Genomic DNA, 18,241 nt, shown 5'->3' on the forward strand with positions numbered 1-18,241 from the left:
CCTTTCCTTTAAATTGGGCCGGGTTAAGGCGGGAATAGTTTCTTGCCCCGATGCTTATTTTTTGTTATCTTTAGGAGTTAGCGTTTTTATCTATATATGAAGATTATTTTTATGGGTACCCCCCAGTTTGCGGTAGCATCATTAGATGCCCTGGTAAAAGCAGGATGTAATATAATTGCCGTTGTAACCGCTCCGGATAAACCTGCCGGCCGCGGACAGAAGCTAAATGAATCGGCTGTTAAACAATATGCAGTGGCAAATGGCATAAAAGTTTTGCAGCCAGAAAAATTAAAGAACCCGGAATTTTTAGAAGAATTAAGATCGCTGCGTGCCGACCTGCAGGTAGTGGTGGCTTTTAGAATGCTGCCCGAAGTGGTTTGGAATATGCCGCCGCGCGGCACCATAAACCTCCATGCATCCTTATTGCCGCAATACCGTGGTGCAGCCCCTATAAACTGGGTATTGATAAATGGCGAAAAAGAGAGTGGCGTTACCACTTTTTTCCTGAAACATGAAATAGATACAGGCGATATCTTATTCACCGAAAAAGTTACTTTAACCGGCCACGAAACCGCTGGTGACCTGCACGACCGCCTGATGAACAAAGGCGCTGGTTTGTTGGTAAAAACAGTTAAAGGCGTTGAAAGCGGCCGGTATAACGAGCACCCCCAATCTGCCTTGCTTGATGGCGTTGAGTTAAAACACGCCCCTAAAATTTTTAAAGAAGATTGTTTGATTGACTGGCAGCAACCTGCTGAAAGTATCTACAACAAAATTCGCGGTTTAAGCCCCTCGCCTACTGCCTATACCATGCTCAATGGTAAAATTTTGAAAATATTCCACGCCAAATTTGAAAATGCTGAACCGGGTATCCAGCCCGGTGGTTTTTTATCCGACAATAAAACTTTTTTAAAATTTGCAGCGGGTGACGGACATGTTTACCTAACTGATGTACAATTAGAGGGCAAAAAGCAAATGGACATTGAGCAATTTTTAAGGGGCGTGAAGTTATAAAGCGCACGATATTTTAAAAACTTCATAAGTTTGACTCCTGATTTATTCAATAGAACCATGAGCGAAAGAATAGAAATTGCAGTGCTGGATGATTACCAGGATGTAGCCTTTACCCTGGCCGACTGGTCGGTTGTCAGGCAGCGCGCCAATGTGACGGTGTTTAACGATCACCTGGCTGATGAAAATGACGTTATAACACGGTTATTGCCATTTCAGGTGGTTTGCGTAATGCGCGAGCGCACACCGTTAACCAGGCAGATCCTCTCAAAACTGCCTAATCTAAAACTAATCATTTCAACCGGGCGGCGCAATGCATCAATAGATGAGAAAGCTGTTGCTGAATTGGGCATTACCCTAAAAACTACCGGCTACATTGGCAGCGGCGCACCAGAGTTTACATGGGCGATGCTAATGGCAATTGCGCGCAACATTCCGCTTGAAAACGAAAACCTTCGCAAAGGTTTATGGCAAACCACCATCGCAACAGACCTGATCGGAAAAACTATCGGGATAATCGGACTGGGTAATATCGGCGCCAAAATAGCGGCATACGCCAGGGTATTCGATATGAATGTTATAGCCTGGAGCGAAAATTTAACCGAAGAAAAAGCCGCGGCTGCAGGCGTAAAGTTGGTGAGTAAAGAAACCTTATTGAAAGAAGCTGACTTTGTAACCATCCACCTGGTATTAAGTGACCGCTCAAGAGGGATTATTCAACAAACTGACCTGGATCTTATGAAGCCGTCTGCCTACTTAATAAATACTTCACGCGGGCCACTGATTGACGAGGCAGCGCTCATTAGCACCTTACAGCAAAAGAAAATAGCCGGCGCCGCTGTTGATGTTTACGACACCGAGCCTCTTCCGGCAAACCACCCCTTCCGTAAACTGGATAATGTGCTGGCAACGCCGCACATAGGATATGTTACCGAGAAAACCTATAAACTTTTTTATGAGGACACAGTAACCGAGATCCTCAATTGGCTCAATGGTTGATCCTTAAAAAGGGCCGATAGTGCTTTCGAACAACTGCCTAACGCTATCAAATAGCCAAAGAAGTATTATTTTAATTCCACTGTAACATTTTGTTGCTTATATGTCTCAAAAGCATATTAAGTTAAAACTTCACACATTTAACCAATAAACAAAATGACAACTAAAGAAACATTTTCCGTTAACGGCGAGGCCCTGCTTGGAAAAATAAAAGAACTAATACATGAAGGTAACGTTACCAGGATCACCATCACTGATAAATCGGGTAAAGAGATTATGAACTTTCCGCTGGCGATAGGCTTGGTGGGTGTACTACTGGCACCTATATTTGCTGCGATTGGTGCAATTGCTGCTTTAGCTACAGAATGTACAATAACGGTTGAAAGGGAGGTTAATGATAAGGAAGACCCCACAGCCGAAGTTAAGCCGGAGTAGTACTGTACGCTGGTAACAAAAACTAAATAATGGATAAACAGGCAGCGTATACTTTAACCGTTGACGGCCTAAGCGTTAGCTATGGCAATTTCAACGCGGTTCAAAACGTTTCATTCAACGTCCGAAAGGGCGAAATCTTTGGCCTGTTGGGCCCAAATGGCGCCGGCAAAACCAGTACCCTAAGTGCAATAGAGGGGCTTTTAAAACCGCAGGCGGGCACTATCATAGTTAACGGCAACAATACCGTTTCAAAACAGCTGCACGCCCGGGCATCCCTGGGTGTGCAGTTACAGTCAACAAGTTTTCAGGCCGAGCTTTTTGTAATTGAAGTATTGCAGCTGTACGCCGGCATTTACGGCGTACCTGCGGGTAAAGCCGAATTGATGAATATTTTAAAAGAAATTAACCTGGAAGGCTCGGCAAATAAAAAATTCGGTGAACTTTCCGGCGGACAGCAGCAACGTGTATCGCTTGTTATCGCTACTATTCATAATCCCAGGCTGGTTTTACTCGATGAACCTACGAGCGGGCTCGACCCGCAATCGCGCAGGCAGCTTTGGGAACGGATTGAGGCTATTCGTGAGCGCGGCCATGCAGTTTTGCTGACCACCCACTCGATGGAAGAAGCAGAGTCGGTTTGTGACAGGATTGCCATTATTGATCATGGCAAAGTTATAGCGGTTGATACCCCGCAAGGCATGATTGATAAATATAAAGACGACCCCGAAGTTGTTGCGGTTTCGCGCAGGGGAAGGATCACTCTCGAAGATGTTTTTATCGCCCTAACCGGCAAGGCAATCCGTTCATAAATATCAAAAAAACTATTCCTTTATGGAGACTTTGATACCTAAAATATCCACCGTTTTTAAAACACTTTTACGGGCCGACTTTACTACTCAATGGCGCAACAGGCGTGCAGTTATTTTAACGCTTATAGTACCCGTAATTATCCTGACCACCTGGAAGCCGTTTGTAGCACGGTTTGGTGGCCCCTTTGTACTTTCAAACAGCATTACCATTGGCCTTATAGCTATCGGCCTTATGGGCTATTCCACCAGTATTGCGCGTGATCGTGATAAAGGGATTTTTCAGCGTTTACGCGTGGCGCCTATTTCGTCATGGTCAATAATGACCAGCCGCCTGCTGGTTCAAATGACCATGATTTTGATGGTGACAACCGCTATTTTTATTGCAGGCAGTTCATATGACCAGGTTACCCTTACGGCACCGGGATATATTGTAACCTATTTTACCGCTATAGTTTGCGGGGCTTTATACCTTAGCCTCGGCCAAATGATAGTTGGGCGCATTCAAAACCCGGAAACTGTTAACTCTACCGTGCGCCTGGTTTATTTTGTATTTATTATGGGGGGGATGTACGGCCAGTTCAGTACAGATACACAATTTCACAACGTGGTACAATGGTCGCCATACGGCACGGTTAAAACCATTTTGGCAGCAGGCATGGAACCGCAGCAATGGAACAAAAATGCCTCAATGGCGCTTCTGGCAACGCTTGGTTACACCATAGTGTTTACTGTACTCGGAATCAAATGGTTTAAGTGGACTACAAAGTAGCAAACAAAAAACTGGATAAGCGCTAACTGATACCTATTAACAGGTAGCTTTCGAGCATGGGGATAAATTCATCAATTGTGGCACTGCCGGTGGCATTACCATAACCACCTTTACGAAAGGTGTAAAAAATTCTTCCATTTTTCAGGCACTCCAGGTGAAACTCCAAGCCTTCCGCGTTCCATAAAAGATAAAGGCTATCGGCCGCAGTGAGTTCAAATTTCCCTGGCCGCTCCAGGTTAATGTCATCTATATAATTTAATAACAACTCGGCATTTTGCAGCATCACCGAATTCGGCTTAAATAGATCTGCACCAACTCCAATTAAAATTGCTTCAATTTCCGGATGTTTGAACATGGCAGTAACAGTTAATTAATTACGTTTACTTATACGTGCCCCTTAGTCAATAGTTTCGCTAACTAATGGTAAATTTTCTCTCTTTGATGATCTGAAAATTTCAAAATAATCATACCTTTACACCCGACTGATAAACAGTTTTGTTTAATAAATTGACGAATGAAAAAAGTAAGCATACTCCTTATTATAGTTGGTATAATCGTAACCATTGGCTTAATTATTTACTACAGGGGTGTAGTTAACCCGGTTGACTCTGATTCAATGACAATTGATCGCAGCGGAAACCAGGTTTCGGAATGGCCTTTATTTATAGGCATCATTCTTACTTTTGTTGGTATCGTATTTTACTACGTAAGCCACACCGAAAAAAAGGCTTAATAAGTCAGTGCCCGCTAATTTTTGTTCTATAACTTTTGGATTTGCATTTGGGTGGCGTTTAGGTTTGCATTTTCTGCTAGCATCTTAGTTTGAATTTATTTTTTTGCGGCTATGCGCCTTATCTTATTGATAAGGCTTTTACGTTTTTTAGAGGCTAACCGTTAGCTATTTATTTTTATATCTTTACCAGCACAGGGTAGAGAAAAATACCACATTTATGGCTGCAAGGAAACTTCTCAAAAAAATTATAAATATCTTACCGGCAAAACTGAGGAACAAAGCATACAAGGCATCTGCAATTGTTTTCGGCTTGCAAAGTTTGAATTCACTACCCTTTTACGATATGTATCATCATATCGCTAACCTGAAAAAACTCGGGTTTAATCCCGACCTTGTAATCGATGCCGGGGCTTTATTTGGCCAATGGACTGAGAACGTCAGAAATATATTTCCCGGAGCAAAGTTTATTATGATTGAGCCGCAAGTAGCTCAAAAAACATTTTTGGAGGCAGTTATCAGCAAATTTGATAATGTCAGCATGGAGCTTTCATTGTTGGGGGATGTTGAAAAAAATGGTGTTGAGTTTTATCAAATGGGGACCGGATCAAGCATTTACCAGGAAAATTCAGATCATTCCCGGGAAAAAGTCTTGTTAAAAATGGAAACCATCGATGCAATAGTTGAAAAGAAATACAAAATGCCTGCCAACTGTTTTCTAAAGCTGGATGTACAGGGGGCCGAGATTGATGTTTTAAAGGGTGCTGCCGAACTATTAAAAAGAACAGAGTTTGTTTTATTGGAAATAAGCGTTTTAAACTATAATTACAAAGCGCCGCAGTTTACTGATGTAATTATCTTCCTCAAAAACATAGGTTTTGTGTTATTTGATATCTGCGACGAAAGAAGAACGAAAGACGAGGTACTTTATCAAACTGATATGATCTTTGTTAAGGAATCATCAAAAATCAGAAAATCTGTTGACTTTAAGGATATTCAATAGAAACCCGCCCCCCCAGAAGTGCTAATCCCCCGTTTTGACACTCAATCATCTTCTTCAATTGTCATTTTTTAATTATATCAAACTAAGCAGCTATATTACGGTTGAATTTTTGTATGATGACAAAGAATGAAATTTTCGGCTACGCGCCTGACAAAAAATACGATACGCTTGTTGCTTATTTTTCGATGGAATTTGCTATTGACCAAGCCCTTAAACTCTACAGTGGCGGCCTTGGCTTTTTAGCAGGATCGCACTTGCGCAGCGCCTATGAGCTAAAGCAAAACCTGCTGGCAATTGGCATGCTCTGGAAATATGGTTATTACGACCAGGGTCGTGATGGTAATGCATTAATGAAACCCGAGTTTATTGAAAAACAGTATTCCTTTTTGCAGGATACAGGCATCATTTTCGCCGTACCCATACATGATGCCCCTGTGCTGGTAAAAGCATACCTTCTAAAACCCGAAACATTTGGCTCGGCACCACTATTTTTACTGAGTACGGACATTCCGGAGAACGATGAGCAATCGCGTACCATTACGCGCCAGTTATATGATCCTAACGAAACCACCCGCATTGCACAAAGTATAGTGTTGGGAATTGGCGGAGCCATGCTGCTTGATATTTTAAAAATTGAACCCGCTGTTTATCACATGAATGAAGGGCATTCCCTCCCGCTCAATTTTTACCTTTATGCCAAATACAATAATCTAAACGAAGTGAAAAAAAGGGTTGTATTTACTACACATACACCCGAAATGGCCGGAAATGAAGAACATGACTACGCCCTGTTAAAGGAAATGTCGTTTTTTTACCACATGCAGGAACATGAAGTAAAATCAATATTGGGTTTGGATGGCGACAGGCTTAATTATACACTTGCTGCTTTAAAATTTGCACGCAAAGCCAATGGTGTTTCAAAACTTCACGGAGATGTGGCCCGGAAGATGTGGGGAAGTAATCCCGGTATCTGCGAAATAACTGCTATAACCAACGCGCAAAATAAAAGCTATTGGAAAGATGACAAACTGGAGCAGGCCATAACTACGGATGATGACCAGGGTATTACCACCAGAAAAAAGGAAATGAAGCGCTTACTGTTTAAAGCCGTAGCTGACCAATGCGGTAAGTTATTTAGTGCTGATATTATAACCATTGTGTGGGCAAGACGCTTTGCCGGCTATAAGCGTGCAGATTTAATGATGCGCGATTGGGACCGGTTTATTACTCTTATTGAAAACAAAAATTACCCGGTACAAGTAATATGGGCTGGAAAACCTTATCCTGAAGATTACTCATCTATCGACCTGTTTAACCAAATAATAAGCAAGGTAAAACCTTTTGCCAATTGTGCCGTGCTTACCGGTTATGAACTGGCGCTTTCAGCCTTATTAAAAAAAGGTGCTGATGTATGGCTTAATAACCCCAGGATGTACCGCGAGGCCTCCGGAACAAGCGGAATGACCGCCGCTATGAATGGCGCCGTTAATGTATCCCTGCCGGATGGCTGGGTGCCCGAGTTTGCAAAAGATAAGGAGAATAGCTTTGTAATAAAACCTGCTGATGACAAACTGCCTGTGGAAGAAAAAGACACATTGGAGGCCCGCAACCTGATGGATACACTTGAAAATACGGTTCTTCCCATGTATTATCACAACCATGCAAAATGGATAACTGTTATTAAAAGTGCAGCTACGGATGTTGTTCCGGCATTTGAAGCCGGCAGAATGGCTGATGAGTATTACGAAAAAATGTACAGGATATAAAAAATACAATCGCTCCTGCCTGGTTCTGGAGTTATGCTAACCGAAATATTTAAAATGGGCTTGCACTCATTTGCCATTAAAGGCTATCTTTACAACCGAGGATTAGAACATGGGATTGCCACTGCGAATAACTTTTAATGATCAGGATTATATTTACCAGATTATTGACAGCAAGATTATTAACCAATACACTACTGAATTGCAGTTACTTGTAAACGGTGAAAAAATACAACTGATAAAAAACGACAAGCGTGTTTGGATACAAAAAGACGAACTAAAATCATTAGATCCTGAATTGGTTCAGGCCCTTGGAAGGTCGGTATCACTAAGAATGAGGATGTAATAGCAGTGATGATTATTTGGGGTTGATTTTTTTAACGTAGATCTCATCAACCAATATCATCATTATAGCCAGCGCAGGCACTGCCATTATGATGCCCATTGCGCCACCAAGTACCCCCATAATCAACTGCCCTACAATTGTTAATGCCGGCGGCATGTTTATCATTTTTTTCTGAATTATTGGTGCTATAATATTTTGCACCAATGTTTGGACGCCGATGTAAATCAGCGCTACTATAATTGCAGTATTGGTACTGATAGTAAAGGCCAGCAATACCCCGGGGATCATAGCTATAAGCGAGCCAAAATTGGGCACAATAACAAGAATACCAGCCAACAGTCCTAACACAAGTGCAAGCGGAACGCCCATTATGCTTAAGCCGATGGGCATCAAAACAATCAACAATATCATAGAGAACATCGTTCCTTTTAACCATCCTTTAATTGTAAGGCTGGTGCGGTTAATAATGCGTCTGGCTAATTCTTTATGGTCAGGAGGGACCAGCAGTACCAGCCCGTCTTTATAAAGGGATGGACTGGCCGTGAAAAATATCCCCAAAAACAAAATGATGTACATATTGCCTAAAACGCCAAAACTGGTGCTAAAAAACTGGCTGGCTGTTGCAAAAAGCTTTTCGGAGCTACCGCCGGATGTTGCCTCAAGTACTTTGCGGCCTAAAGGCGTTTCGTCAAGACTGAGTTTTAATTTTCCAATCGAGAGCGGCAGGGTATCACTCAACTGTGAAATTTGAATTTGAATTTTGCTACCCATAAACCAAAGCAAAAACCCCAAAATAATAAACGACCCGGCAATTGAGATAATCATGCAGGGAAGCCGCTTCCATTTTGTTTTTCGCTCAATAACATCGCCCAGCCCATGAAAGTAAATTGAGATCAGGCAACCTGCAAGTGCCATCAGCAATACGCCAAAAGCCACACGAGCTATTAATATAAGCACAGCAACTATGGCAACTATGCCTACGGTGTACCAAACCTTTTCGGTATAAGTTAATTCTTTAGTGGTTTCAGGAGGTATTGGTTTCTTTTCGGGCATAATAACAGTAACCTATATTTTAAATTTAAACTTACAGATTTAATTACATACTTAAAGGTATGTTAAGCAAATGTTTAATCTTTGTCCGCTATCAATATAGCTCAACTTAAAGTACTAGGGTAAAATAATCTAATCTTAAAGTTTGAGTAATAAACAGAGACCAGTTTTAAATAAAAATCCCCTTACACTCGCTGCTCGGGGATTTTAACCTAAACCTTATCACAATGCACACAGGAAGTGTGCTATGAAGCTCCAAATTTAGCAATTTAAAAACTATGTTCATGGTAAATATTGGCGAAAAATTGGGGTTATTGTACCCAAAAAATCTTAATTCAACGTAATTTTGAAAAATCAGGATTTTTCTTTTTGTTGGAATACCTTACCTTCGGTTTCATGAATACCAGTGATAGTTCCACCACAAAAACCATCATTCATGCTTTTGAGCAGATCGAAGCCGCTTTGAATTTGAAGTTAAAGCAACAAGGGTATGCGATCCGGCATCAAAATGATGGGGATACCTCTTTTGGAAATCGGCATCTGACCTGGTTAAATGATAAACAGGCATTACGCCTTTCACTGGACAGTAACGAAGGCAAATTTATTTTAGATATAGCCAACACTTTGCCCCTATCGCCAAAAACTATGTGGGCCCACGTCCTGAGTATTCCTTACAACCCGCACAAGCACGACGAACACTACGTTATTACTATTGCAGTTGAGCTGATGGATAGCTTATAAAACACAAGCTTACCTCAAAATAGCTACCCAGCCACTCCTGCGCTTATAGTTATTATATTTAAGATCAATAACATAATAGTAAGTACCAACCTGTAAACGTTTGCCATTATAGGTACCGTCCCAGGGTTTGATATAGCCGATTGAATGAAATAAATGTTGACCCCACCTATTATAAATGTCAATTGTGGCGTCCTGGTAATCTGAAAGATAAGTAATATTCCAGGTATCGTTAATACCATCATCGTTTGGCGTAAAGGTGTTAGGGATAATAATATCATTTTTCAGAACCTTAACTGTTACACTGGCCTCAGCCTCGCAACCGGCTGTCGATATAACCGTTAACTTATAAGTAGTGGTATATGATGGCGCAGCCAATGGGTTTGGTATGGCTGCGTTGCTTAGTCCTGTTGCGGGTGTCCATAAATATGTTTTAATATCGCCATTAATTACCGGACTTAACCTAACCGGGTCTGAACCGTTGACTACCGCATTTTGATCAATGGAAATAGTTGGTATTTCATTTACGGTCATGGCAATTGCATTGCTGCTTATTGTTAAAGGTGCAACACATGCGGCGTTGCTGGTTAAGCCACATTTAATAACATCATTATTTACCAGATCGGTTGCCGAATAAATGGGGCCGGATGCCACAGCAACGTTATTCTTATACCATTCCAATACAGGAGAAGTCCCTCCGTTTACCGCGTTTGCAGTAAAATTTACCTGCGTACCCGGACAAATAGTATTTGACGGACTTGCCATAATATTAACGGATGGGGATACTCCACGGCTTACAGTTACAGTTGCCATTGCAGTTGCCGTACAGTTATTTGCATCGGTAACAGTAACATTGTAGATACCGCTGCTGCTAAAAGTATTGACTGCATAATTGGGGCTGTCGCCTCCATCCCACGAATAAGATACGCCGCCGCTGGCGGTAAGTGTAACGGTGCCGCAACCGCTTGTGCTGCCTGAAATTACCGGAACCGGAGGACTATTAACGGTAACAACTTTTGAAGCTGTAGCGGTGCAACCGGAAGCAGTGGTAGCTGTTACAGTATAGGTGCCGCTTTGGCGAAAGGTGTTTGTTGCACTATTGGGTGTATCGCCCCCATCCCACATATAAGATACACCTCCTGATGCTGTAAGTGTAACACTGCCGCAGTTGCTTGCGTTACCCGAAATTACCGGCGGTGGAATATTAGCAGGGGTAACTGTAATAGCTTTTGAAGCTGAGGTGGTGCACCCGGCGGCATTGATAACCGTTACAATATAGGTACCGCTTTGGTGAAATGTATTTGTTGCGCTATTGGGGCTGTCTCCACCGTCCCATAAATAAGAAGCCCCGCCACTTGCAGTAAGTGTAACATCGCCACAGGCAGTGGTGTTTTCCTGTATATTGATAGGGAAAGGTGGCGGCCTTAATCCCCAGGTAATATTGGTATAATACTCTTCGGTGGTTGAATTTATGGTTACACAGGTAAAATCACCGGGAAACATGATGATCGCATAGCCCTCGGTACCCGTTAAAGACGTACTACTATTGTAAACCATTCCCCCTCCATCATATAAAACGACGTACGGAAGCGAGAAGTCAAGTTTGCTGCTCAGGCCTGCGGAATTCCCTAATGATGCTATTAATAATACCGGATTTGTAACAGTTTTTGAAAAACACATTGTGGTAGTTCCGCCAGCGCCTTTTGACCATGTTGTTTGCGGAACTTGTGCATTAGGTATCGGGGAAGGATAGCCATTGAATTTTGAGAAATTATAGATCCCGGAAGACGCGCCAAAAGTAAAATTAGATGTCATCGTTACATTAACGAGGCTTCCGTCTGCGTCAGTTACTGTGCCGGTTGCACTTGAGCCGGTAAAAGCACCCCAGGATGCCCAATTGATATCGTTACAATTTGCCTGGATTTGGGAGATCATAGTATTAACATGATCCGGATGGTTTGCTTGGATCTTTGTTTTTTGCTTTATTTTTTCGTAGATTTTAAAGCCATGAGCATTTTTATTAGAATGCCCCCACAAAAAAAATGGAATTAACAAGCAAATTAGAATTGAGGGCCTTAATTTTACGTGACTTGCTTTCATTATGAGTTGCCCAAAATAAACAATTTCGGGCGTTTGACCTCACGAGAATCACGGCTTTCTTTTAGTTTACTTTCATTTATATTTTACAATAATTGAAAGGACTTTCGCCTTGACAAGTATCAAAGTAGGTAATACTAACGCAATACCTGTGTTGTAAGGTTAAGATTATTTGATATACTTGCGAGGTTGGGCGTATACCTTTAGTTAAGAGCTGAAATATATAAAGCAACCTGATAGTTAAATATCTCAATACTATTCTAACCTACATATTTGCTTGTGTTACACTGCTGATCAATATGCGCCAAACTAAGATTAAAATCATCAACCACGAACAAAAAAGCAACAAAGTCGATAACAAGCATACAACACATGAATTAACTAACAGGTCAGTAAAAACAGCACAGAACATGCCTAGAACCCCATATAAAATAACATAGGCTCCCTGGAGTAACCAAGAAGCCTTTAAGAATTGTGATCCCATCTGGATTCGAACCAGAGACCTACAGATTAGAAATCTGTTGCTCTATCCAGCTGAGCTATAGGACCATCTGAAATTTCACAAGTGCATCGGGGAGTTTCGAACCTCTCCAGTGTCCTTATTAAGATTTCGCGGTGCAAATATGCAAAAATCTGCCTGAAAAATCAAGTGTATCGTTTCTTAATTTCATCGGCCGGGTAAAGGTTACACGTGAAAACTTCTTAAACAACAATAAATTCACATTTAACATAGTGTATAAACATTAAATTTTAATTAACTTCATTATTCAAACTATTGCTTAGTAATATTTGTTAAATTATATATATAATTGCAAACAATTATAAACCAATTGCCTCATAAAGCAATACATTTATATTTTTAATTAGCGGGTGATTTTACAAACTTAAATATTAATAGTATTGATTTGGTGGTGTTGAATATGCCTTAAATTTCAAGAAAGAATACTGCATTAATTTAAAATGAAGAAATTTACTTTTTAAAAAGATAAAGTGTTTTATTTACAATAAGTAAATCATACTTTTAACCGATTTTTTTAATAAACTTATTTTATGATCATAATTGCTGACGGTGGCTCTACTAAAACAAACTGGTGTCTGGTTACCGAAGAAGGAAAAAAAGTTTACTTCAATACCGAAGGTTACAATCCTTATTTTTCAAGTACTGATTACATTATTCAGTCGTTAGGAGAAAGCCTGCCGACCGATCTGGAAAAAGATGCGATCACCGAAGTAAACTATTATGGCGCAGGTTGTTCAACCGACGAAATGCGTGATATTGTTAAAGTAGCGATGGAAGCGGTGTTTACCAAAGCAAAGGTCAACATAGGCCATGATCTGCTTGCTGCGGCCAGGGCATTATTAGGCAACAACGAAGGTTTTGCAGCCATATTGGGAACAGGTACCAATACTTGTATCTATGATGGCAAAAACGTAGTAATGAATATTGATTCTGGTGCCTACATCCTGGGTGATGAAGGCAGCGGATGCTACATCGGTAAAAAATTACTTACTGATTACCTGCGCGGCTATATGCCGGAACCGGTACGTAACCTTTTTTGGGAAACATACAAACTTACACCTGATGATGTAAATGAGCAGGTTTATACCCAGCCGCGTGCCAATCGCTTTTGCGCAAGTTTCAGCAAATTTGTTTATGACAACAACGTACATATTGAATACTCAAGAAACTTAGTGCGTACCTCGTTCGAAGACTTTTTCCGGAATCTGGTAACCCACTATCCTGATTATCAAAAATATTCCTTCAACTGCATTGGTTCGGTAGGCTACAATTTCCGCAACGTACTGGAAGAACTGGTAGTTGAAAACGGAATGGTTGTAGGTAATATCATCCGCTCACCTATAGACAACCTGGTGAAGTTCCATTTGGAAATGGCGCATCAGTTATAGTTAGTTGATTAGAGACTAGAGACCGGAGATTAGAGGTTTCAGATAGGCAATAATATACAAGGCCCTTGCAATTAAATTGCAAGGGCCTTTCTTTTTCATTTCAAACTTTACCGACTTTCGGACTAAAAACAACTAATCTCCAGTCTTTAATTAACTAACCTTATCCAGGTTTAATTCATTATTAAAGATCTTGGCATATTTCCGGCGATCAAACTTGTAAAGTTTTGCTGCACGGTAGGATACACCTTTCTGCTTTTCATCTAGTTCCTTTAAAAACCCGTAGCTCAGCATTTTCTTCCTGAAATTTCTTTTATCAAGCTTTTTGTTCAGCACAGCTTCGTAAAGCGACTGCAGTTGCGTAAGCGTAAATTTTTCAGGCAGCAATTCAAAGGCAATGGGCTGGTAGTTTAAGCGGCGGCGGATTTTATTGAAACCTGTCTCAAATATCTCTGTGTGGTCAAATGCCAGCTTAGGCAGTTCATTAACGGGGTGCCAGAAAGCCTTTCGGGCATACTGCGTAACCGGCCGTAATTCCTTTTGCCCGTTTATACGAATCAGGGCGTAGTACGCCACGGTTATTACCCGACCCTGCGGGTGACGGTTTACTTCGCCAAACGTGTGAAACTGCTGCATGTGCAGGTCGCGCAGACCGGTAAGCTCATATAAGATGCGCTCAGCAGCATCGTCAATACTTTCATCCTGCTCAACTATGTAGCCTGGTAAAGCAAGCCAATCTTTAAAAGGCTCCTGGTTTCTTTCAATCAGTAATATTTTGAGCTCTCCTGCCTCAAAACCAAATATTACACAATCAATTGAAAATACTGAATTAAATGTAGGTAGCGTAACTTCCAAACCGCGTATTTTTAGGGTATTAATTTTAAAGATAATTGGTTAAGCGCTAATGTAAAAAAAAAAATTAAATTTAATGGTGTAAATTTTACACAGTATCTTCGTGCCTACAAATAATCCTAAAGATGCATAAAATATCGAAACTTGCAGTTTTAACATCGGGTGGTGATGCTCCGGGTATGAACCCCTGTATCAGATCGGTAGTTAGAACAGCTATCTACAATAAATTACAGGTTGTTGGCATACGCCGTGGCTACCAGGGGCTTATTGAAGATGATATGTATGACATGGAAGCACGTTCGGTTAGTAATATACTTAACCTTGGCGGCACCATTCTAAAAACTGCACGTTGTTTGCCATTCCGCTCTGACGAAGGAATGGAAATAGCCTACCAGAACCTTAAAAAGCATGGTATTGATGCATTGGTAGTGATTGGCGGCGACGGAACTTTCACCGGCGCTTTGCGGTTTTCGAAAAAGTTTCCCGATATCGCCGTTATGGGCGTACCCGGAACTATAGATAATGACCTTTACGGCTCAACTTACACCCTGGGTTTTGATACCGCCACCAATACAGTAATTGAAGCGATAGATAAGATCCGCGATACTGCCGATGCACATGACCGGTTATTCTTTGTTGAAGTTATGGGCCGCGATTCGGGTGCTATTGCTTTAAGGGCCGGTATATCCTGCGGCGCTGAGGCCATCTTACTGCCTGAAAAAGCGACGGCTATTGAAGACCTGATAAAAAATCTTAAAACAGGATCGTCAAATAAAAAATCGTCCAGCATTGTTATTGTTGCCGAAGGCGATAAAAATGGCGGCGCTTATGATATTGCCAAAAAAGTACAAAAAGAAGTAAAATCGTACGACGTTAAAGTTACCATATTAGGTCACCTGCAACGCGGCGGCAGCCCCTCGGCATTTGACAGGATATTGGGCAGCCGTTTGGGTTTTGCCGCTGTAAATGCGTTACTTAGCGGAAAATCGCAAATGATGGTGGGACTTGAAGCTAACCACATTAAAATTACAGGACTTGAAGAAGCCCTTAACCAACATGAATTTAAACTCGAGGAAGATTTGATGCAGATGGCTGAAATACTTTCGATATAAATTAATGACTGCAGTTGTATATAGCGGATCTAATTATGCTGAATGGCGATTATTCGACAAGGAGCGGACAATTGCTTCATTTAAAACAAGCGGCATAAATCCGTATTTTAATGACGAAAAGCACATTATACAACTGCTTAACAAAAACATCAACCTCATTCATCACGCAGAAGAAATTAAGCGCATTTATTTTTTTGGTGCAGGTTCCTTCTCGCCCGAGCTTAAAAACATAGTTCACAACGCTTTTTCAGCATTCTTTAAATTCGGCAAAATAACAGTTGAGCATGATATTACTGCCGCTGCTATCGCTTGTTGCAAAAACTCGCCGGGAATAATCAGCATAGTAGGCAGCGGAACTAACGCGGCCTGGTATGACGGCAAAAAAGTAACCCCAAACAACTATGGCCTTGGCTATATCCTGGCCGACGAAGGCTCGGGAAACTGGCTTGGCAGGGAATTGGTGAAAGGATATATGAATGAAACGCTGCCTGAAAACATTCGAAAAAAGTTCGTTCAGCGATATGATCCTGAACGTAAAACATTGCTCGAAAAGATTTACAGGCAAAAGCAGCCCGCTATTTACTTAAGCTCATTTACCGATTTTTTTATTGAAAACCAGGAAGATAGCTACATAAAAGGTATTATAAAAAACGGCTTCGACAAGTTGATGCAAACCTATTTATTACCCTTGCATGATGAACATCCGGAAGCTTTTTTGTATTTTGCAGGCTCCGTTGCAGCAGGCTTTCAAAACCAGTTAAAAGAAGCCGCTGCCGATGCAAATCTTAAAATTGCGACAATCATTAAAGAACCCATAAATAATTTATTAACGTACTATTCAAGTAAAAATTAAAAATCATGAAAATAGGAATTAACGGTTTCGGCCGTATTGGCCGCCTGGCATTCAGAGCTGCAATTGAAAGACCAGACATTGAAGTTGTTGGTATTAATGACCTTGTTGAGCCTGATTACATGGCTTACATGTTAAAATACGATTCAACCCATGGTCAGTTCAAGGGCACCATTGCTGTTGAAGGTGGTCATTTAGTAGTAAACGGAAAAACTATCCGTGTAACTGCTGAAAAAGACCCTGCAAACCTTAAATGGAACGAGGTTGGTGCAGAAATCATCATTGAATCAACAGGTTTGTTCTTAACACAGGAAACCGCACAAAAACATATCGATGCCGGCGCTAAAAAAGTTGTAATGAGTGCTCCTGCAAAGGATGATACCCCTACTTTTGTAATGGGTGTTAACAATAAAAAATTAACTGCTGCGCATACTATCGTATCAAACGCATCATGTACAACCAATTGCCTTGCTCCTATCGCTAAAGTATTGAACGATAGCTTTGGTATTGAAGAAGGCTTAATGAGCACAGTACACGCCGTTACAGCTACTCAAAAAACAGTTGACAGCCCATCGGCTAAAGACTGGAGAGGCGGCCGTGGCGCATACCAAAATATCATCCCTTCATCAACAGGTGCAGCTAAAGCGGTAACATTGGTTATTCCTGAATTAAAGGGTAAATTAACAGGTATGTCATTCCGTGTTCCGGTTGCTGACGTTTCTGTTGTTGACTTAACCGTTCGCCTTAAAAAAGGTGCAACTTACGAAGAAATTAAAGCTGCAATGAAAACAGCTTCAGAAGGTGACCTGAAAGGTATTTTAGGATATACTGAAGATGATGTAGTTTCAGAAGATTTTAAAGGTGATTCACGCACATCAATTTTTGATGCTAAAGCCGGTATTGCTTTGAATGATAACTTTGTAAAAGTTGTTTCATGGTATGACAACGAGTGGGGTTATTCAAACAAACTAATTGACCTGGTACAGGAATTAGGTAAAGTTTAATACAAAACCACATTTATTATATCAGAGCCCCGGCAAAACCGGGGCTTTTCTTTACAGGCTTTATTGGGGGCAGTCGCTTATCATGCCCCGTCCGGATTACCTCATACGCATACATGTTAGCCATTCGTCATCAATAAGGATTTCTTCATTGATAATATACTATTCGCGCATAACGTTAAAACAAAACGCAACTATCCTCATTTATTAATTATGGTATTATTTGCTTTTGCGGCCTATATGGATGTAAACGAATTTGCGAAGACGGTTCCATCTGCCAAAAAGATCGGTGTAGCCAGGCTGCCCGGTTATAATTTCGTATTTAATAAAACCGCTGACGACCAATCGTCAAAGGCTAATATAGCCCCGTCTGCTGATCCGCTGGCAGTTGTTTGGGGCTTATTAATTGAGCTGAATGACAACGAGCGCTCTAATTTTTATAACGGCGGGGCCTGGCAGATTGATTTTAAGCTGGAACATGTTAGCTGCCTGGACGAAGATGATAAAATCCACATGGCGGAAGCTTTTGTAGCGCAACCCCACGCATTAAATACACATTTGTTACCATTTGATTGGTATCACGCCCGATTGGTGCAACTTGCCACAAATGCCGGCTTGCCCAAGGAATATGTAAAGCAAATGGCCCAAATGCCTTTTAAAATTGATCCGGATGATGAAAGACGGCAAAAAAAACTTAAAAGGACATAACTTTTAACTACTTTGAATTGCCTGCACCCCTTCAAATTTATTGGTGACATTCTAAAATTTTGGTAA

The 18,241-nt window shown here is 41.1% G+C and carries 19 protein-coding genes and 1 tRNA gene; 15 read left to right on the forward strand and 5 right to left on the reverse strand.

The window, feature by feature from the left end:
- Nucleotides 1–96: 96 nt before the first annotated feature.
- The 5 genes from fmt (at nucleotide 97) to MuYL_RS17115 (ending at nucleotide 4,020) form a co-directional block, all read left to right on the forward strand.
- Entirely contained in the window at nucleotides 97–1,014 is a 918-nt protein-coding gene (gene fmt, locus MuYL_RS17095; RefSeq protein WP_211710177.1) for a methionyl-tRNA formyltransferase, read from the forward strand.
- A 57-nt stretch (nucleotides 1,015–1,071) separates the two neighbouring features.
- Nucleotides 1,072–2,010, forward strand: a complete 939-nt coding sequence (locus MuYL_RS17100; protein ID WP_094571715.1) for a D-2-hydroxyacid dehydrogenase family protein — start codon at nucleotides 1,072–1,074, stop codon at nucleotides 2,008–2,010.
- Between the two features lie 153 nt (nucleotides 2,011–2,163).
- Nucleotides 2,164–2,442, forward strand: a complete 279-nt coding sequence (locus MuYL_RS17105) for a DUF4342 domain-containing protein (RefSeq protein WP_094571716.1) — start codon at nucleotides 2,164–2,166, stop codon at nucleotides 2,440–2,442.
- A 29-nt stretch (nucleotides 2,443–2,471) separates the two neighbouring features.
- Nucleotides 2,472–3,251 carry an ABC transporter ATP-binding protein gene (locus MuYL_RS17110; protein ID WP_094571717.1) on the forward strand — a complete coding sequence of 260 codons (780 nt, stop codon included), beginning with the start codon at nucleotides 2,472–2,474 and terminating at the stop codon, nucleotides 3,249–3,251.
- Between the two features lie 22 nt (nucleotides 3,252–3,273).
- On the forward strand, nucleotides 3,274–4,020 hold the full coding sequence (locus MuYL_RS17115; protein ID WP_094571718.1) for an ABC transporter permease: 747 nt from the start codon (nucleotides 3,274–3,276) through the stop codon (nucleotides 4,018–4,020).
- A gap of 22 nt (nucleotides 4,021–4,042) precedes the next feature.
- Here the strand turns inward: MuYL_RS17115 and MuYL_RS17120 are convergent, their stop codons facing one another.
- Complete coding sequence (locus MuYL_RS17120; RefSeq protein WP_094571719.1) at nucleotides 4,043–4,375, reverse strand: hypothetical protein; 333 nt, start codon at nucleotides 4,373–4,375, stop codon at nucleotides 4,043–4,045.
- A 159-nt stretch (nucleotides 4,376–4,534) separates the two neighbouring features.
- Between MuYL_RS17120 and MuYL_RS17125 the strand changes: the two genes are divergently transcribed.
- From MuYL_RS17125 to MuYL_RS17140, 4 genes are all read left to right on the forward strand, one after another.
- Nucleotides 4,535–4,753, forward strand: coding sequence for a hypothetical protein (locus MuYL_RS17125; RefSeq protein WP_094571720.1), 219 nt, complete (start codon nucleotides 4,535–4,537; stop codon nucleotides 4,751–4,753).
- 217 nt (nucleotides 4,754–4,970) lie between these two features.
- Nucleotides 4,971–5,753 carry an FkbM family methyltransferase gene (locus MuYL_RS17130; RefSeq protein ID WP_094571721.1) on the forward strand — a complete coding sequence of 261 codons (783 nt, stop codon included), beginning with the start codon at nucleotides 4,971–4,973 and terminating at the stop codon, nucleotides 5,751–5,753.
- A 113-nt stretch (nucleotides 5,754–5,866) separates the two neighbouring features.
- Complete coding sequence (glgP, locus tag MuYL_RS17135; RefSeq protein ID WP_094571722.1) at nucleotides 5,867–7,519, forward strand: alpha-glucan family phosphorylase; 1,653 nt, start codon at nucleotides 5,867–5,869, stop codon at nucleotides 7,517–7,519.
- A 109-nt stretch (nucleotides 7,520–7,628) separates the two neighbouring features.
- Entirely contained in the window at nucleotides 7,629–7,862 is a 234-nt protein-coding gene (locus MuYL_RS17140; RefSeq protein ID WP_094571723.1) for a hypothetical protein, read from the forward strand.
- Between the two features lie 12 nt (nucleotides 7,863–7,874).
- Here the strand turns inward: MuYL_RS17140 and MuYL_RS17145 are convergent, their stop codons facing one another.
- Nucleotides 7,875–8,915, reverse strand: a complete 1,041-nt coding sequence (locus MuYL_RS17145; RefSeq protein WP_094571724.1) for an AI-2E family transporter — start codon at nucleotides 8,913–8,915, stop codon at nucleotides 7,875–7,877.
- 393 nt (nucleotides 8,916–9,308) lie between these two features.
- On the opposite strand from MuYL_RS17145, the gene MuYL_RS17150 reads away from it, so the two are divergent.
- Entirely contained in the window at nucleotides 9,309–9,653 is a 345-nt protein-coding gene (locus MuYL_RS17150; protein ID WP_157740929.1) for a hypothetical protein, read from the forward strand.
- 9 nt (nucleotides 9,654–9,662) lie between these two features.
- On the opposite strand, the gene MuYL_RS17155 is transcribed toward MuYL_RS17150, so the two are convergent.
- Both MuYL_RS17155 and MuYL_RS17160 read right to left on the reverse strand, forming a co-directional pair.
- On the reverse strand, nucleotides 9,663–11,585 hold the full coding sequence (locus tag MuYL_RS17155) for a gliding motility-associated C-terminal domain-containing protein (protein WP_157740932.1): 1,923 nt from the start codon (nucleotides 11,583–11,585) through the stop codon (nucleotides 9,663–9,665).
- 637 nt (nucleotides 11,586–12,222) lie between these two features.
- Nucleotides 12,223–12,296 (reverse strand) — tRNA-Arg (locus tag MuYL_RS17160).
- A gap of 501 nt (nucleotides 12,297–12,797) precedes the next feature.
- Here MuYL_RS17160 and MuYL_RS17165 point away from each other — a divergent pair.
- A complete protein-coding gene (locus MuYL_RS17165; RefSeq protein WP_094571727.1) occupies nucleotides 12,798–13,655 on the forward strand; it encodes an N-acetylglucosamine kinase in 858 nt (285 codons plus the stop codon).
- A 150-nt stretch (nucleotides 13,656–13,805) separates the two neighbouring features.
- Here MuYL_RS17165 and MuYL_RS17170 read toward each other — a convergent pair whose 3' ends face one another.
- The gene (locus MuYL_RS17170) at nucleotides 13,806–14,507 is read right to left on the reverse strand and encodes an NUDIX hydrolase (RefSeq protein ID WP_094571728.1); all 702 of its coding nucleotides are present in this window, start codon (nucleotides 14,505–14,507) and stop codon (nucleotides 13,806–13,808) included.
- Between the two features lie 122 nt (nucleotides 14,508–14,629).
- On the opposite strand from MuYL_RS17170, the gene pfkA reads away from it, so the two are divergent.
- The 4 genes from pfkA to MuYL_RS17190 all read left to right on the forward strand — a co-directional run bounded on the left by pfkA (nucleotide 14,630) and on the right by MuYL_RS17190 (nucleotide 18,175).
- The gene (gene pfkA, locus MuYL_RS17175) at nucleotides 14,630–15,616 is read left to right on the forward strand and encodes a 6-phosphofructokinase (protein WP_094571729.1); all 987 of its coding nucleotides are present in this window, start codon (nucleotides 14,630–14,632) and stop codon (nucleotides 15,614–15,616) included.
- Nucleotides 15,617–15,620: 4 nt separating this feature from the next.
- Nucleotides 15,621–16,469 (forward strand): hypothetical protein, encoded by an 849-nt coding sequence (locus MuYL_RS17180; protein WP_094571730.1) that lies wholly within the window; start codon nucleotides 15,621–15,623, stop codon nucleotides 16,467–16,469.
- A 5-nt stretch (nucleotides 16,470–16,474) separates the two neighbouring features.
- Complete coding sequence (gene gap / locus MuYL_RS17185) at nucleotides 16,475–17,470, forward strand: type I glyceraldehyde-3-phosphate dehydrogenase (RefSeq protein ID WP_094571731.1); 996 nt, start codon at nucleotides 16,475–16,477, stop codon at nucleotides 17,468–17,470.
- A 210-nt stretch (nucleotides 17,471–17,680) separates the two neighbouring features.
- Entirely contained in the window at nucleotides 17,681–18,175 is a 495-nt protein-coding gene (locus MuYL_RS17190) for a gamma-glutamylcyclotransferase family protein (protein WP_094571732.1), read from the forward strand.
- Nucleotides 18,176–18,241 lie beyond the last annotated feature (66 nt).

This window comes from Mucilaginibacter xinganensis (assembly GCF_002257585.1).
Lineage (GTDB): Bacteria > Bacteroidota > Bacteroidia > Sphingobacteriales > Sphingobacteriaceae > Mucilaginibacter > Mucilaginibacter xinganensis.

Excerpts from the sequence above, each read along its gene's own strand:
- MuYL_RS17115 (WP_094571718.1), top strand. The coding sequence starts at position 3,274 with ATGGAGACTTTGATACCTAAAATATCCACCGTTTTTAAAACACTTTTA.
- MuYL_RS17155 (WP_157740932.1), bottom strand. The coding sequence starts at position 11,585 with ATGATCTCCCAAATCCAGGCAAATTGTAACGATATCAATTGGGCATCC.
- MuYL_RS17150 (WP_157740929.1), top strand. The coding sequence starts at position 9,309 with ATGAATACCAGTGATAGTTCCACCACAAAAACCATCATTCATGCTTTT.
- MuYL_RS17165 (WP_094571727.1), top strand. The coding sequence starts at position 12,798 with ATGATCATAATTGCTGACGGTGGCTCTACTAAAACAAACTGGTGTCTG.
- pfkA (WP_094571729.1), top strand. The coding sequence starts at position 14,630 with ATGCATAAAATATCGAAACTTGCAGTTTTAACATCGGGTGGTGATGCT.
- MuYL_RS17190 (WP_094571732.1), top strand. The coding sequence starts at position 17,681 with ATGGTATTATTTGCTTTTGCGGCCTATATGGATGTAAACGAATTTGCG.
- MuYL_RS17100 (WP_094571715.1), top strand. The coding sequence starts at position 1,072 with ATGAGCGAAAGAATAGAAATTGCAGTGCTGGATGATTACCAGGATGTA.
- glgP (WP_094571722.1), top strand. The coding sequence starts at position 5,867 with ATGATGACAAAGAATGAAATTTTCGGCTACGCGCCTGACAAAAAATAC.
- MuYL_RS17105 (WP_094571716.1), top strand. The coding sequence starts at position 2,164 with ATGACAACTAAAGAAACATTTTCCGTTAACGGCGAGGCCCTGCTTGGA.
- MuYL_RS17145 (WP_094571724.1), bottom strand. The coding sequence starts at position 8,915 with ATGCCCGAAAAGAAACCAATACCTCCTGAAACCACTAAAGAATTAACT.
- fmt (WP_211710177.1), top strand. The coding sequence starts at position 97 with ATGAAGATTATTTTTATGGGTACCCCCCAGTTTGCGGTAGCATCATTA.
- MuYL_RS17140 (WP_094571723.1), top strand. The coding sequence starts at position 7,629 with ATGGGATTGCCACTGCGAATAACTTTTAATGATCAGGATTATATTTAC.
- gap (WP_094571731.1), top strand. The coding sequence starts at position 16,475 with ATGAAAATAGGAATTAACGGTTTCGGCCGTATTGGCCGCCTGGCATTC.
- MuYL_RS17180 (WP_094571730.1), top strand. The coding sequence starts at position 15,621 with ATGACTGCAGTTGTATATAGCGGATCTAATTATGCTGAATGGCGATTA.
- MuYL_RS17110 (WP_094571717.1), top strand. The coding sequence starts at position 2,472 with ATGGATAAACAGGCAGCGTATACTTTAACCGTTGACGGCCTAAGCGTT.
- MuYL_RS17130 (WP_094571721.1), top strand. The coding sequence starts at position 4,971 with ATGGCTGCAAGGAAACTTCTCAAAAAAATTATAAATATCTTACCGGCA.
- MuYL_RS17120 (WP_094571719.1), bottom strand. The coding sequence starts at position 4,375 with ATGTTCAAACATCCGGAAATTGAAGCAATTTTAATTGGAGTTGGTGCA.
- MuYL_RS17125 (WP_094571720.1), top strand. The coding sequence starts at position 4,535 with ATGAAAAAAGTAAGCATACTCCTTATTATAGTTGGTATAATCGTAACC.